This window comes from Bordetella genomosp. 7 (genome assembly GCF_002261265.1).
Lineage (GTDB): Bacteria > Pseudomonadota > Gammaproteobacteria > Burkholderiales > Burkholderiaceae_B > Bordetella_A.
This window is the reverse complement of sequence record NZ_NEVK01000004.1, coordinates 276,175-289,847: the sequence shown is the minus strand read 5'-3', so window position 1 is coordinate 289,847 and position 13,673 is coordinate 276,175. Positions and strand designations below refer to the sequence as shown.

Sequence of the window (13,673 nt, the reverse complement as noted above, 5' to 3'; positions counted from 1 at the left end):
CGAGGACGTTATGGAAAACACTGTGAAAACTGGCATGAATCGCACCGGCATGCAGATGGCGCCGCTACAGGGGCCCACGCAAGTCAAGTTCGCGGCCCAGCAAGGCCCTGCGCCCGGCGGGCCCGAAGCGGCGCTTGCCGAACGCGTCGCATACGCCCGTGAGGCCGACCGCGTGGGCTCGGTGCCGATTCCGGGAACCGGCAAGGGCCTCGTGACCACGGCCGCCAGCAAAATCACCGGCAACAACCCCGAGGTGCTGATCGACAAGCTGGGCCAGCGCCTGGCCTACGAACGGTCGGGCACCCGCCTGTATGAGGCGGCGTTAGTCAAGGTGCAAGACGATCTGGACGAGCGCATGACGCAATTGCGTGTGGACCTGATGGCGATCCGCAACGAGGAAGAGGCTCACTTCCATATGCTGGCCGAAGTGATTGAAAGCCTGGGCGCCGATCCTACCGCCCAGACCCCGGGGGCAGATGTCAGCGGCGTGGCGGCCATGGGGCTCATCCAGGTGATCACCGACCCGCGCACCTCTGTGCCGCAGTGCCTGGAGGCGCTGCTGACCGCGGAACTCACGGACCATGCGTCGTGGGAATTGCTGGTCGACCTGGCCCAGCAGCAGGGGCACGACGACATGGCGGCGCGATTCACCGATGCCTTGACGGCCGAGGCGCGCCACACGGCCGTCATCCAGCAATGGCTGCGGGATTGCCTGGCCCGCGAAGCCACCTGAGGACGAACGGCCTGGCGGCATTCCCGGGTGGTCGGGAATGCCGTCGCGTTTGCCCGAATATGAATTTCCGTTCGCCTTTGCATGAGGAACCCCGCATGAGCCCCACCCGCCCCCCAGATCGTCCCGATGCCGCTGATAGCGACCACGGCGTTGAACCATCCACCGAAAGCCAGACCGATATTGCACATCGCGTGCAGCAAGGTATCAGCGATGCCAACAAGCGCGACCACCGCAAGGATGACGCGCCGCCCGACCGTCGCAAATCCGGCCAGTACGACGGCAATCCCAACCCCGAGCCGGCTGCCGAAGACGGGGTGTCCAGGCCTGCCGACGACACGCCGGCCGTGCTGCCGACGCGGTCGGGCCCGCGCGAGCCATGAAAGAGCCAGCCCAGGGCCATGACACCGCCGCGCGGCGCAGCCCCGCCTGGGGCGGTTACCTGTTGGGCTTCGGCATGGGCGGCTTCTTTGATGGCATCCTGCTGCACCAGGTCCTGCAGTGGCACCATCTGCTGTCGGCATACCAGGCCGGCCCTTTGGGGGATCTGCGCGTGCAGGTCATGGCAGACGGCATCTTCCATGTGCTGATGTATGTCGTGGCCATGGCCGGGCTATGGGTGTTGTACCGCGCGCGGCGCGCGGGGCCGCCATCCCGCCGGAGGCTGCTGGCCGCGTTTCTGGTCGGATTCGGCATATGGCATGTCGTGGACGCCGTACTGTCTCACTGGCTTGCCGGCATACACCGGATCCGCATGGACGTTCCAAACCCCCTGCCCTGGGATCTGGGCTGGCTGTTGGTCTTCGGACTGCTCCCGCTGTTTGCCGGGCTGTGGTTGCGGCGCCGCGCCGATCCGCCCGGCGGCGGGCAAGGTGGCGGCCATGGTATGGCCCTGCTGCTTGCCGCGGCCGTAGTGACGGCGGCAGTGTTCAACCTGGTGCCGCTGCGCAAGGCGCCTGCCGATGCGACGGTTGTGGTGTTGCGCCCCGGCGCCGCGGCAGCCGGGCTTTTTACGGCGCTTGACGACACGGGCGCAGCGATAATCTGGGCCGATGCGGGCGGCGGCGTGTGGGTATTGCATGGTGTGCCGCTCGGCCAGCGCCTGTCGCTGTATGGCGCGGGTGCCATGTATGTCAGCGGCGGCGCCGTTCCCGCCGGCTGCGCGGCATGGTTGACGCCACAGGTCGCACAGGCGCCCACTTAGACGCGCGCCGACGGATCAGGAGCCGGCCGGATGGGAAGTGATAATTGACAACCGCCCTGCGACTACCGATACTCACCGGGACTTTCGCGCGCCAGTCCGCGCATCTTCCGGAGACAACAATGCAGAACAAGAGTATCGGTATGCTGGCGCGGTCCGCGCTATTGGCCGCAACGCTGCTCGGCGGCGCCGCAACCGCCTGGATGCCAGCCGCGACGGCGGCCACGGCCGCCGAGATTTCGCGCGATGCCACACAGGCCTTGAAAGAACTGACCCAGCAAGAACCCAAGGCCCGCACGCTGGCCGAGAAGGCCACGGCCGTACTGGTGTTTCCCAAGATCGTGAAGGCGGGCATGCTGATCGGCGGCGAAGGCGGCGAAGGCGCGCTGATCAAGAATGGCGCCGTACAGGGTTACTACAACCTCGGCGCCGTGTCATTCGGCCTGCAGGCAGGCATCCAGACGTTCGGCTACGCCCTGTTCTTCATGAACGAGCAGGCACTGCAATACCTTGACCGCAGCGACGGCTGGTCCATCGGCGCCGGCCCGTCCGTGGTCGTCGTGGACAAGGGCATTGCCGCCAGCCTGACCAGCACGACGCTCACGCAAGACGTGTATGCCATTCCGTTCGGCCAGAAAGGCCTGATGGCGGGCGTGGGGCTGGAAGGCTCGAAAATCACGCGCATCAATCCCAACTGAGTTCCGCACGGCCCGGCGTCCGCGAGGCGTGCGGCTGCTCAAGGGTGTCTGACACCTTCGGAGTCAGACACCGTGCCACCGCCCGGTGCATCAATCCTAGCTGAGCTCCGCACGGCCCCGGCGTCCGCGACGGCCTGGGTGTCTGACTCCGAAGACACCGCCCTGATGAAGGCACGTCCGATGGTGCGGGATACTCGCCAGGCACCTTGCGCATTTACAAAAACAGCGACTGCAGCGATTGGCGCTGTTGCGGCGTCAGGATGGGCCCGTGGCCCGCGAGCAGGTTGTCGCTTTGCCGATCCGGCCGGCTGGTGGCCGGAATGACTGCGGTGACGGCCGGATGGCTGAGCGCAAACCGCAGGAACGCCTGCGCCCACGACGTGATCCCCGCCGCGGCCGCCCACGGCGGCAGGGGCTTGCCGGCGACCTGCCGGAACAGGCGTCCGTCGTCGAATGCGCGGTTGACCAGCACCGCCACCCCCATCTGCTGGGCCATCGGGAACAAGCGGGATTCGGCTGCCGTGGAAATCACCGAATAGTTGATCTGCAGAAAATCGGGCTTGCCCTCTTGCACTGCCGCGGCGAGCTCGTCATGCCCGCCTTCGTGGTAATGCGTCAGGCCCGAGTAGCGTACCCTGCCCTGCGCCTTGAGTTCGTTGATCAGGGCAAGTTGCGTGCGCCAGTCGATCAGGTTGTGCACCTGCAGCAGCTCGATGTGTGTGGTTTTCAGGCGCTGCAACGATTGCTCGAACTGCGCCAGCCCGGCATCGCGGCCCGTCGCGCCGATCTTGGTGCAAATGAACGCGCGTTCGCGCAATCCGAGCTCGGCCAGCAGGTCGCCCAGCACTGTTTCCGCCCGCCCGTAGCTGGGGGCGGTATCGATCAGGGTACCGCCGCCGCTGAAGAACCGCTGCAGTACCTCTCGAATCGGCGCCCGCTCCGATGCTTCGCTGCCTACATTGAAGCTGTCGGCGGTGCCCATGCCGATGACGGGTACTTGCTGCCCCGTGGCCGGGATAGCGCGGGTCTGCATGGCGGGGCGCGCGGACGTCGCTGCGCGGGCGCGCGGCAATTGTGTGGCCAGGATCAGGGCGGGCGCCCCGGCAAGAAGGCGGCGGCGGGTCAGCATAACGCGGGCTCGTGTTGCGTATGACTGTTTATTCTTGACCGGATCGCCGCGCGCCGCAACCGTCCCGCAAGCCCGGGCCTGGCCCGGGCAATCGCGCATCCACCCTGCCAGCGCGCTCAATCCGCGGGCTCGCGCACGATCGGGCAAGTCATGCAGTGACCGCCGCCCCGCCCTCGTCCGAGCTCGGCGCCCACGAACGTAACCACCTCGATGCCCGCCTTGCGCAACTGCGTATTGGTGTAGACGTTGCGGTCGTACGCCAGTACCACCCCGGGGGCAATGCACACAAGGTTGGCCCCGCTGTCCCACTGCGTGCGCTCGCGCATGTAGGCGTTGCCGCCGGTTTCCACCACGCGCATCCGGGGCACGCCCAGGGCCTGGCCGATCACTTCCGGCAGCGTCCCTTCTTCCTTGCGCAGATCGAGCTGGCCCGGGCGGTCGCCGGGCCGGTATGAAAACGCCTTGATTCCGTTGACGATGTCCGGGTACACCAGCAGGCAGTCGCGGTCCGCGAATGTCAGCACTGTATCCAGATGCATGGCCGCGCGCAGCTTGGGCATGGCGGCCACAATGACACGGTCGGCGGCGTCGCGCTCGAAGAGCGCGGCCGCAAGCTGGCTTATCGCCTGCCGCGAGGTGCGTTCGCTCATGCCGATCAGCACGGTGCGGTTGCCGATGGGCATGACGTCACCGCCTTCCAGGGTGGCCAGGCCGTGATCCCGTGTGGGGTCGCCCCACCATACGTTGACCTTGCCGGCAAAGTCGGGGTGGAACTTGTAGATGGCCGAGGTCAGAATGGTTTCTTCGTGGCGCGCCGGCCAGTACAGCGCGTTGAGCGTGACGCCCCCATAGATCCAGCAGGTGGTGTCGCGCGTATACAGCGTGTTGGGCAGCGGCGGCAGCAGATACTCGGTGACGCCGGCGGCTTCCCTGATCAGTTCCAGCCGCTGCCCGCCGATCGACTCGGGAAACTCTTCGGTAGACAGGCCGCCTATCAGGGTTTCGGCAAGCTGCCGCGGCGGCAGTTCGTCCAGGTAGGCGCGTATTTCATCAAGCAGCTCCAACCCGACCTGGTTGGCCACCACCTGGTTGTCCAGTATCCACTTGCGGGCCTCGGGTAACGCCACCGTTTCGGCCAGCAGATTGTGCATTTCCAGGACTTCGACGCCGCGGTCGCGCATTTTCGTCATGAAGTCGAAATGGTCGCGCTTTGCGTTGTCTACCCACATCACATCGTCGAACAACAGCGCATCACAATTGGAAGGGGTCAGCCGCTGGTGCGCGCGGCCCGGCGCGCACACCATCACCTTGCGCAATTGTCCGACTTCGGAATGAACGCCAAATTCTGAATGGTCTGCCATGATCAGCTCCTGCAGGTTAAATCGCGATCCATCCGCGCACGAGTCCGACAATGGCGGCTATGCAGCCCGCCCATGCCGCAACAAAGACGAGTAGTTCAAAGCGGGTGAACAGACGCCGTCGTTGTTCCCGGCGCGCCCAGTAATACAGCACCGAGCCCGGCGCATACAGCAGCGCCGACAACAACACGAACTTCATGCCGCCCGCGTAAACCATGAAGGCCGTGTAAAGCGCCGCGATAGCGGCAATCACCAGGTCGCGCTGCCGCGCCTTGCCGTCCTCATAGGTCTCGCCCCGCCGGGCCAGCATGAAGCCGTAGCCCGCCACCAGGAAGTACGGAATCAGCGACATGGCGCTGGTCAGGCTCAACATCAGCGCGAAGGCGTCCGTGGACCAGTAGGTGCTGATGACGAATAACTGCACGATGATGTTGGTCAGCCACAAGGCCGCCGACGGCACGCCGTTTTTGTTCTCGCGGGCAAAAATCCGCGGCATGTCATCATTGTTCGACGCCGCATGCAGGACTTCCGCGCAGATCAGCGACCAGGCCAGGTACGCCCCCAGCACTGAAATGAGCAGGCCCGCGCTGATGAACACGGCGCCCCACGGCCCCACCACCGCGGCGAGCACGCCCGCCATGGACGGCTGCCGCAGCGCCGCGATATCGGCCTGTTCCATCACGGCGTAGGGCAATAGCGACACCAGCACCATCAGGAACAGCGCCGACACGAAGCCGATCAGCGTCGCCACCCCTACATGCGAGCGTTGCGAGGCATAGCGGGAATAGACGCTTGCGCCTTCGATGCCAAGGAAGACAAATACCGTCACGAGCATGGTCAGGCGTACCTGCTCGAACAGGCTGGGGCCATCCGGCGCCTGCACGCCCCAGAGGTTGGCGCGGAACAGATCAAGCTTGAATGCAACGAACAGCACGACGATGAACAGCAGAATGGGTATGACCTTGGCCACCGTGACCACTGCGTTGATGAACGCCGCCTGTTGCACGCCCCGCAGGATCAGGAAGTGAAACAGCCAGATTCCCGCGGATGCCGTTGCGATCGCGATCACGGTGTTGCCGTCGCCGAATATCGGAAAAAATGCGCCCAGCGTGGACTTGATCAGCACCCAGTACGACACGTTGCCGATGCAGCTGCCTATCCAGTAGCCGAAGGCGGACAGGAATCCCAGGTAGTCGCCGAAGCCGGCCTTGGCATAGGCGAACACCCCGGCATCCAGGCGGGGCTTGCGTTCGGCGAGCGTCTGGAAGACCCTGGCCAGCGTGTACATTCCTGATCCGGCGATGGCCCAGGCAATGATGGCTCCGATAACGCCCGTCGCCCCGCCGAAGGTGCGCGGCAAGGAAAATATGCCCGCGCCTATCATCGAGCCCACCACCATGGCGGTCAGGGCCATCAGGCCCAGTTTCTTCTCGGTGCTGTGTTCCATTGTTCACCTCGGCTCAAAAGGTTCCCGCAGCGGACCGCGCCCGCCCTGTCCGGCGCACGGACCGCCATGGCGCTTCATCTGGGTATTGCTTGGTCTACTCGCTCCAGCAGATAGCTGTAGAAGGGGTTGGATGTCAGGCGCGCCAGCGTGTCCATGCCGATCACGAACGCGCCCACCTCGCCGCGTATCGACATGGCCCCCAGGCTGACGCCGTATTCTTCAATGTTGTCGGGGTGCTGCCCGTACAGCGTGTCGCTGGTGGGAAACGGCAGCGCCACGTGCGACAGCGAGTAGATCTCGCGCGGATAGTGCAGATCCAGCGGCCGGTCGGTAAAGCCGGCCGCGCCGGCCTGCGTCACCCGCTCGATCATGCGGCTGGACGATTCATTCTCGTTGGTGATCAGGGTCAGCCGGTAATTGCGCTGGCCGCCCGGCAGCGTGCCGGCAATCGCCCATTCCATGCCCCGGCGGAATAATGGCCTCAGCTTGGTGGCGCGGTTCAGGTCGAACAGCACCAGCTCGCTGCCATTGGCGGGCAGGCGCGCGTAAAGCGCATTGATCAACGCGCGCGTGCTCACCGTAAAGTCCAGCACCGAGTGAAAGGTGATGATGGGAGCAAGCCTTTCCAGGCTGCCGTCGCGCTGCCTGGCCGCCAGTTCGCTTTGCAGCTCGCGTGTCAGCTCATAGGATTGCCGCGCCGCATTGATGGGAAACGAGTTGTACTTGAACGGATTGAATTCCGGCACGACGCTCAGCCAGGCGGCCTTGGCAAACGCCGGCAGCAGCGCGGGCAGCCCGGCCAGGCCGGCGAACCGCGCAAAGCGGGTGATGCCGATCATGGGAGAAATCAGCACCAGCCTGTCGGGCCGCGCCAGCGCGTCGTCGTCCAGGGCATCCAACGCGTACATCAGCGCCAGCGCGCCGCCATTGGAAAATCCCACGATGTGCAGCGGCCGGGGCGCAGGCGCCTGGCGGCGGGCCTCCCGCACCGCCAGGCGGGTGGCGGCGGCCCAGTCTTCCCAGTGAGTGTCGGTCAGGGATGCGGGAACGGTGCCGTGGCCGGGCAGCCGGATGACCACCACCACATAGCCCACGGCCCGGTAATGCGCTGCGATATGCCGCAAGCTGTATGGCGAATCCGTCAGGCCATGCAGCATCACCACAGCCCCCGCCGGCTCGCCATCGGGCGTCATGACATACGAACGGTTCCAGTCGCGCGGGAAATGGTTGGGATTGACGCCTGCGCCTTCGAAATAGCGGTTGCTGTCGACCTGGTCGTGCGCGTCGAGCCCGGCGCTGACATGCTGGCGCACCAGCGCGAACAGGCGCTGTTCGTGGGCAAGGTATTGCTGCCAGGACGTCAGGTCCAACTCCGCCGCGCGCAGTTCGTCGGGCACGTAGGTATGCCATGGCGCAAGCGGTGGCCCCTGTTGGATGGCATAAATGCGCAGTCCCAGAAGCAGCATCAGCACGGCTGCCAGTGCGATTGCGGTGATTCTGGCCCAGGCCTTCAGCTTAGCGACCACGCCCCGCCCCCTTCGCGCCGGAAGTTCGGTGGAGCCCTGCCGGCTGCCCCGCGTGGGCGAGGCTGCGCCGGGCAGGTGGCCTACCCCCGGCGCGCCCGCGCCGCCGCAACGCGCCTGAACGGCCCGCCGTGCGGCCATGCGGCAGACAACGTCGTGCCGCGTAGCCCAACAGTCGGCGCCATCGGTGCTTGCATGGAAGCGCTCCGGCAAAATGTCGACGCACAGGCCAGCCTGCAACTAGCGCGGGTCTGCCCCCAGTCACTGCCCCGACGACTTACGTCGCAAGACTCAGTGACAGTTACAACGGTTTTAGTATCGTTGTGTGAAATACGCAAGCTTATGGGGGGTTTTATTCAAACAAACGTTACGTTTGCGGGCGGTGTGTCCGCCTGGCCGGCATGTCGCGGCCATGACGCGCCGCTGTACACTAACGCACCTTTTTGTCGATTACAGGAAGCTCGTCCCTATGCGACTGTTGATTGCCCTGCTTCTGCCCTGGCTGGGCTTTTTCACCATTGGCCGGCCCATTGCCGGCATTGTGTGCCTGATTCTGCAGATCACACTGATCGGCTGGATTCCCGCGGCGATATGGGCCGTCTACGCGCTCAGCCAGTACAACACCGACAAGAAAATCAAAGAGGCCATGCAGTCCCGCTAGGCCTGGCGTGGTCTGCGCCCCGCGCTAGTCTTCGGATGCGCGGGGGGGGCCTTCTCCATATAAGTCTTCATCGTCCTGCACGTCACCGAATTTTCCGTGGCGCGCATCCCGGTAGCCGTCGCTGCGATCCTGTCGCGCACCTGGCGCGACGCCATACCCCCGGTTGAAACCCTCGCCTTCATAGTTGCCGCTTTCGGCGCCGGCTTCGTACGGCTCTGCCTCGGCCCCCGTGCCGCTGCCATGCGTGCCCGGATGCGGGGTTTGCGGGGCTGCCAGGCCCGGCGGGCTGCTGGAGCTGTCTTGCCGGCGGCCGGTATCTGCGGGCGCCGGGGAACTCCCCTGCTCTTGGGCGCGCTCACGATCTCCGGAAAGTTCGTGCTCGTTGCGGGCATCGGGCGCGGCCCCCACGCCATTGTTGCCTTCGGCCGGACCCAGGTCGCTATGCGGCACCTGCGCGCCTTCTGAAAGGGGCGAGACGTGGCGCCCGCGGGGGTGGTCGGGGGTGGGGTTATTGCTGTGTGGCATGCGTGTCTCCTTATTGCGCCGCCGGCGCGGGCGCTAAAGGGTTGGTGGACGCAAGGCTTGTGCCGGGGCGGTGTCTGGCACGGCCATCGGCGGTTGTGGGGTGTCTGACACCCTGTGGGAGTCAGACACCGATCAGCGGCGGGCGTGGAACGGGTGTGGGTGTCTGACTCCGAAGGTGTCAGACACCGTGCAACTTGCTTACCGCGCACCGTGCAGCTTGCCGCGGCTTACCGCGGTTGGGTGTGGGGTGTCTGCCACCCTGCGGGAGTCAGACACCGATCAGCGGGGGTCGTGGAACGGGTGTGGGTGTCTGACTCCGAAGGTGTCAGACACCGTGCAACTTGCTTACCGCGCACCGTGCAGCTTGCCGCGGCTTACCGCGGTTGCAGCACCAGCGTGTCGCTGCGTTCGCTTTCTACTTTTTCGCGGCTGAAGGCCATGGGGATATATTTACCGGTGGCCCAGCCTTCGAGCAGGTCGCGATAGTGCGGGCTGCGCGGATCGGCCGACTGGCCCGGGGTGTTCTGCATGCGCGAGTTGTCCCACGCTCCCACGTCGATAACCTGCCGATACGATGCGCCGCTGATCTGCCGGAAATCCGACTTGCGGAAGGTGGCGCGATGCACCGTGTCATTGTCGCCGCTGACCGGATAGCGCGGCGTGCCATACGCCTTGGCCGTTGCCGGGGGCAACAGCCCCGCCAGGCCGTGTTCGAACTGGATGTGATGCAGACGGCCCCACTCCCATTGTTTCGAATCGGTGCCCAGTGTTGCCGTCAGGTTGCGCATGCCATCGGCCAGGGCGGCCAGCAGCAGCGCATCCCTTCCTTGGTCGGGTCGCGGGCCGAAGGCGGCATCGGGCGTGGCCAGTTTGTCGAGCGCCTTGCGGGTAGACAGCTCGCCGAACACCGCCCGCCCCTGCGGCGGAACGTACAGGTCGGATACGCGCTTGATGACCTCGGGCAGCCAGAACTCATACACCGTAGCCGCTTCGGAATCGATCTCGGTGCGGTAGTCCCAGTCTTTCAGCAGACGCAGCGCCTCGCCCACCAGCGGATCGGTCGAGTTCAGGCCCTTCGCATACCCGGCCAGCGTGCGCGCCGGAATAGACAGGTTGTCGTACTGCAGCTGCTGCGAGGCTTCCAGGTCCAGCCCGCTGCGGTCGGCCAGCACTTCACGGATACGCAGTGCGCGGTAGGGTTCTGACCACGTGCGCGCCGCCATGTCTTTATACGGATAGTCGTACGGCAGGTTGTACTCATTGGCCGTGGCGATATAGCCCTCGGGCGGGTTGAACGCCTTGGGCAGCGAGCTGGTGGGCAAGAAGCCGTTCCATTCGAAATCCCCATGCCCCGGCACGGGCAGCAGCCCCGACCAGTCGGGCCGGTTGCGCAACGGCGCGATACTGCCGCCGAACCAGCCGATATTGCCGTCTACGTCGGCGTACACCATGTTCTCGCTGGGCGTGTAGTGCTTCTCCATGCCAGCCACGAATTCCTGCCAGTTCTGCGCCTGGTTCAGGCGCAGGCTGGCCAGGTAGGCCGCCGTGCCCGGAAACTCCAGATATGCCGCGCGCAGTGCGTAGGCCTTGTTGCGCGCCGGGTCTGTGTGGATGACAGGCCCGTGCCGCGTGAACTTCAGCTGCCGCACCGCCGCCGGCTGGCCGCGTACCGGAATGGTCTCGTCCACGGTGCGCATGGTTTCCCATCCGCCGCGATAGCGATACTGGTCCGGGTTGGCCGGGTTGGTGTCGTAGACATACAGGTCTTCTTCGTCGGCGAACGAAAAAATCGTCAGGCCGAAGGCGATGCGGTCGTTGTGGCCCATGGACACGCCCGGCAGCGCCGGCTCGCCCGCCCCGATGACATTCCACCCCGGTGCGTTCAGGTGCACCATGTAGCGCAGCGACGGCATGGCGATGCTGCGGTGCGGGTCGCCGGCCAGGATGGGGCGGCCCGTTGCGGTGCGCTGCCCCGCGATCACCCAGTTATTGCTTTCGTAGCGAGCCGCCATGGCGTCCGGTTCGGCGTCCAGCACGGCGACCCTGTCGGCCGACAGGCGCCGCGCCAGTTCGGCGCGTTCTGCTTCGGCCAGCGGGCTGCGCGGAAAATCGGCCGCGACGAACGCCTGACCCTTGCGCGCCAGGTTGTAATCGGCCAGCACCGCCTCGGTGATGTCATTGACATTCAGCCCCGCGGGCATCTGCAGCGCCAGGGGCGGTTCGTACACGTTCAGGTCCTGTACGGTGTTCAGGCCCAGCGCGGCCACCTGACGCGCCAGCTTCACCTCGCTGGCCAGGTTGCGCGTCAGGCCATAGATTCGGATCAACGAGGTCTGCGGGCTCCAGTAGCCGGGCTCGGTGCCGGTTAGCGTGAACTCGGGCGGCATGTGCTCGGGGTTGGCCTTGACCCAGTCTACGTAGGCGTTGATGCCTTGCGCGAACGCCGTCAGGATGGCCTGCCCTTCGGGGTGGTAACTGGAGAACTCGGCCTGCAGGTCGCCACGGTACAGGAAAAGCCGCGCTGCGCGGTCTTGTTCGATGAACCGGGGCCCGAATTGTTCGGCCATCTTGCCTTCGCCCTGCCGGCGCCACAGGTCCAGCTGCCACATGCGGTCGCGTGCGGCGCTGAAACCCTGGGCAAAGAACAGATCGTGCTGGTTCTGCGCATAGATGTGCGAAACGCCGTACTTGTCGCGCAATATTTCAACCGGTTGTGTCAGCCCCGGCATATCAATGGTGGCTTTCTTGCTGCCCGGCGCGGCGCAGCCAGCCAGCAAAGCCATGGCGCCGCACAGCAGCCAAGCGCCTATCCTGCGATGGTATGGTCGCATGCTCTTCTCCTCTGTGTACCCCACACACGCGCGCGAATTATTTCAGCCGGCGCAACATTGTTAAGGTAGTCAGATGGCGAAGAAATACTGTTTTATTTTATGAGTGCTTGCTTCGAGTGTAACCACGCGGCTACAGCATCTGCCCCAGGAACTGGCGCGCCCGGGGATGTTGCGGAGCCTGGAAAAAGGCCCGTGCGGGCGCAGCTTCGAGTATGCGGCCTTCGTCCATGAACACCACGCGATGCGCCGCTTCGCGTGCAAACCCCATTTCGTGGGTGACGACCAGCATGGTCATGTGTTCATCGGCAAGCTGCCGCATGGTGCGCAGCACTTCGCCGGTGAGCTCGGGATCGAGCGCCGAGGTGGGCTCGTCAAACAGCATGATCCGGGGTTCGAGCGCCAGCGCCCGGGCGATGGCGACTCGCTGTTTCTGGCCGCCGGACAGGCGCGAAGGATAGTTGTCGCGCTTGTTCAACAGCCCCACCTTGCGCAACAGCTCCTCGGCCTTGGGTATGGCGACATCTCGGGGCACGCCCTGCACCGTGACAGGCGCCTCGATGATGTTCTGCAGCACCGTCATGTGGGGAAACAGGTTGAACGACTGAAACACCATGCCCATCTTGCGGCAGATGCGCCGCAGGTCGGCGTCGCGCGCATACACGCTGGGCCCGCCTGATACGGCAGTGGCCAGCGGCTCGCCTTCGACGTGGATGCTGCCCTCGTCGATGGTTTCCAGGTGGATCAGGCAGCGCAGGAAGGTGCTCTTGCCCGAGCCCGACGGCCCGATCACCGCCACCACCTCGCCCTTGCGCAGCGTCAGCGACACGTCGTCCAGCACTTTGACGTGCCCGAACGACTTGCCGATGCCGCGCGCTTCAATCATGATGGCGCGCTCGGCCGCGTCGGCCCCAGCGCTATTGGTCGTACTTGGCATAGCGTTTTTCCATGTGCTGGAACAGCCAGGTCAGCAACAGCGTCATGATCAGATAGAAGGCCGCCGCCACCAGGAACGGCGTCGTCGTGAAATCGCGCTGCACAATGCCGCGCGCGGTGCGCAGGATATCGTTGAGCGCCAGCACGTAGATGAGCGACGTGTCTTTGACCAGGGTGATGGTTTCGTTGCTGAGCGGCGGCAGCACGCGCTGCACCATCTGCGGCAGGACCACGCGCCGCAGCGTCTGCAGATAGGTCATGCCCAGCACCTTGCTGCCTTCATACTGGCCGCGGTCGATGGACTGGATGCCCGCGCGGAAGATCTCGGCGAAATAGGCAGCGTAGTTCAGGGCAAAGGCCACCACCGCCGCCGGGAAGTCAGGCAGGCGCACCCCGACCACCGGCACGAAGGGCAAGGCAAAATAGATGAACAGCATCTGCAGCATGAGCGGGGTGCCGCGCATGAGCCAGATGTATGCGTTGACGAGCTGGCTGAGCAGCCGCCAATGGGAAATGCGCGCCAGCGCCAGCAGCAGCCCCAGGGGCAGCGCCAGCGCCAGTGTCACGAAAAACAGCGTCAGGGTGGTCTTGGCCCCCTGTGCCATCGGCCCCAGCAGGGAGATGACGTAGTCCATGC

General features: G+C 65.1%; 13 protein-coding genes. 5 read left to right on the top strand and 8 right to left on the bottom strand.

Features of this window, described 5'->3' with window-relative positions; all coding sequences use genetic code 11:
* Positions 1-34: 34 nt before the first annotated feature.
* The 4 genes from CAL19_RS08490 (at position 35) to CAL19_RS08475 (ending at position 2,629) form a co-directional block, all read left to right on the top strand.
* A complete protein-coding gene (locus tag CAL19_RS08490; RefSeq protein ID WP_249276277.1) occupies positions 35-733 on the top strand; it encodes a ferritin-like domain-containing protein in 699 nt (232 codons plus the stop codon).
* Between the two features lie 95 nt (positions 734-828).
* Positions 829-1,113, top strand: a complete 285-nt coding sequence (locus tag CAL19_RS08485; protein ID WP_094796548.1) for a hypothetical protein — start codon at positions 829-831, stop codon at positions 1,111-1,113.
* Positions 1,110-1,934, top strand: coding sequence for a DUF2243 domain-containing protein (locus CAL19_RS08480; RefSeq protein WP_094796547.1), 825 nt, complete (start codon positions 1,110-1,112; stop codon positions 1,932-1,934). Before CAL19_RS08485 ends, CAL19_RS08480 begins: the two co-directional genes overlap by 4 nt.
* A gap of 119 nt (positions 1,935-2,053) precedes the next feature.
* Entirely contained in the window at positions 2,054-2,629 is a 576-nt protein-coding gene (locus CAL19_RS08475; protein ID WP_094796546.1) for a YSC84-related protein, read from the top strand.
* A 214-nt stretch (positions 2,630-2,843) separates the two neighbouring features.
* Here the strand turns inward: CAL19_RS08475 and CAL19_RS08470 are convergent, their stop codons facing one another.
* From CAL19_RS08470 to CAL19_RS08455, 4 genes are all read right to left on the bottom strand, one after another.
* Positions 2,844-3,758: an aldo/keto reductase gene (locus CAL19_RS08470; protein ID WP_094796545.1), complete on the bottom strand. Its 915-nt coding sequence runs from the start codon at positions 3,756-3,758 to the stop codon at positions 2,844-2,846.
* 116 nt (positions 3,759-3,874) lie between these two features.
* On the bottom strand, positions 3,875-5,119 hold the full coding sequence (arcA, locus tag CAL19_RS08465; protein ID WP_094796544.1) for an arginine deiminase: 1,245 nt from the start codon (positions 5,117-5,119) through the stop codon (positions 3,875-3,877).
* A gap of 16 nt (positions 5,120-5,135) precedes the next feature.
* Entirely contained in the window at positions 5,136-6,563 is a 1,428-nt protein-coding gene (locus CAL19_RS08460) for a basic amino acid/polyamine antiporter (protein WP_026638544.1), read from the bottom strand.
* 74 nt (positions 6,564-6,637) lie between these two features.
* Complete coding sequence (locus CAL19_RS08455; protein ID WP_249276276.1) at positions 6,638-8,089, bottom strand: alpha/beta hydrolase; 1,452 nt, start codon at positions 8,087-8,089, stop codon at positions 6,638-6,640.
* Positions 8,090-8,555: 466 nt separating this feature from the next.
* On the opposite strand from CAL19_RS08455, the gene CAL19_RS08450 reads away from it, so the two are divergent.
* A complete protein-coding gene (locus tag CAL19_RS08450) occupies positions 8,556-8,747 on the top strand; it encodes a YqaE/Pmp3 family membrane protein (RefSeq protein ID WP_026638542.1) in 192 nt (63 codons plus the stop codon).
* A 24-nt stretch (positions 8,748-8,771) separates the two neighbouring features.
* On the opposite strand, the gene CAL19_RS08445 is transcribed toward CAL19_RS08450, so the two are convergent.
* The 4 genes from CAL19_RS08445 to CAL19_RS08430 all read right to left on the bottom strand — a co-directional run bounded on the left by CAL19_RS08445 (position 8,772) and on the right by CAL19_RS08430 (position 13,671).
* A complete protein-coding gene (locus CAL19_RS08445) occupies positions 8,772-9,272 on the bottom strand; it encodes a hypothetical protein (RefSeq protein ID WP_094796543.1) in 501 nt (166 codons plus the stop codon).
* 374 nt (positions 9,273-9,646) lie between these two features.
* Positions 9,647-12,055 carry a penicillin acylase family protein gene (locus CAL19_RS08440; protein WP_419670172.1) on the bottom strand — a complete coding sequence of 803 codons (2,409 nt, stop codon included), beginning with the start codon at positions 12,053-12,055 and terminating at the stop codon, positions 9,647-9,649.
* Positions 12,056-12,233: 178 nt separating this feature from the next.
* Positions 12,234-12,986 (bottom strand): amino acid ABC transporter ATP-binding protein, encoded by a 753-nt coding sequence (locus CAL19_RS08435; RefSeq protein WP_026638539.1) that lies wholly within the window; start codon positions 12,984-12,986, stop codon positions 12,234-12,236.
* Between the two features lie 31 nt (positions 12,987-13,017).
* Positions 13,018-13,671: an amino acid ABC transporter permease gene (locus CAL19_RS08430; RefSeq protein WP_026638538.1), complete on the bottom strand. Its 654-nt coding sequence runs from the start codon at positions 13,669-13,671 to the stop codon at positions 13,018-13,020.
* Positions 13,672-13,673 lie beyond the last annotated feature (2 nt).

Excerpts from the sequence above, each read along its gene's own strand:
- CAL19_RS08435 (WP_026638539.1), bottom strand. The coding sequence starts at position 12,986 with ATGATTGAAGCGCGCGGCATCGGCAAGTCGTTCGGGCACGTCAAAGTG.
- CAL19_RS08460 (WP_026638544.1), bottom strand. The coding sequence starts at position 6,563 with ATGGAACACAGCACCGAGAAGAAACTGGGCCTGATGGCCCTGACCGCC.
- CAL19_RS08445 (WP_094796543.1), bottom strand. The coding sequence starts at position 9,272 with ATGCCACACAGCAATAACCCCACCCCCGACCACCCCCGCGGGCGCCAC.
- CAL19_RS08450 (WP_026638542.1), top strand. The coding sequence starts at position 8,556 with ATGCGACTGTTGATTGCCCTGCTTCTGCCCTGGCTGGGCTTTTTCACC.
- CAL19_RS08440 (WP_419670172.1), bottom strand. The coding sequence starts at position 12,055 with ATGGCTTTGCTGGCTGGCTGCGCCGCGCCGGGCAGCAAGAAAGCCACC.
- CAL19_RS08470 (WP_094796545.1), bottom strand. The coding sequence starts at position 3,758 with ATGCTGACCCGCCGCCGCCTTCTTGCCGGGGCGCCCGCCCTGATCCTG.
- CAL19_RS08480 (WP_094796547.1), top strand. The coding sequence starts at position 1,110 with ATGAAAGAGCCAGCCCAGGGCCATGACACCGCCGCGCGGCGCAGCCCC.
- CAL19_RS08430 (WP_026638538.1), bottom strand. The coding sequence starts at position 13,671 with ATGGACTACGTCATCTCCCTGCTGGGGCCGATGGCACAGGGGGCCAAG.
- CAL19_RS08485 (WP_094796548.1), top strand. The coding sequence starts at position 829 with ATGAGCCCCACCCGCCCCCCAGATCGTCCCGATGCCGCTGATAGCGAC.
- CAL19_RS08475 (WP_094796546.1), top strand. The coding sequence starts at position 2,054 with ATGCAGAACAAGAGTATCGGTATGCTGGCGCGGTCCGCGCTATTGGCC.
- CAL19_RS08490 (WP_249276277.1), top strand. The coding sequence starts at position 35 with ATGAATCGCACCGGCATGCAGATGGCGCCGCTACAGGGGCCCACGCAA.
- arcA (WP_094796544.1), bottom strand. The coding sequence starts at position 5,119 with ATGGCAGACCATTCAGAATTTGGCGTTCATTCCGAAGTCGGACAATTG.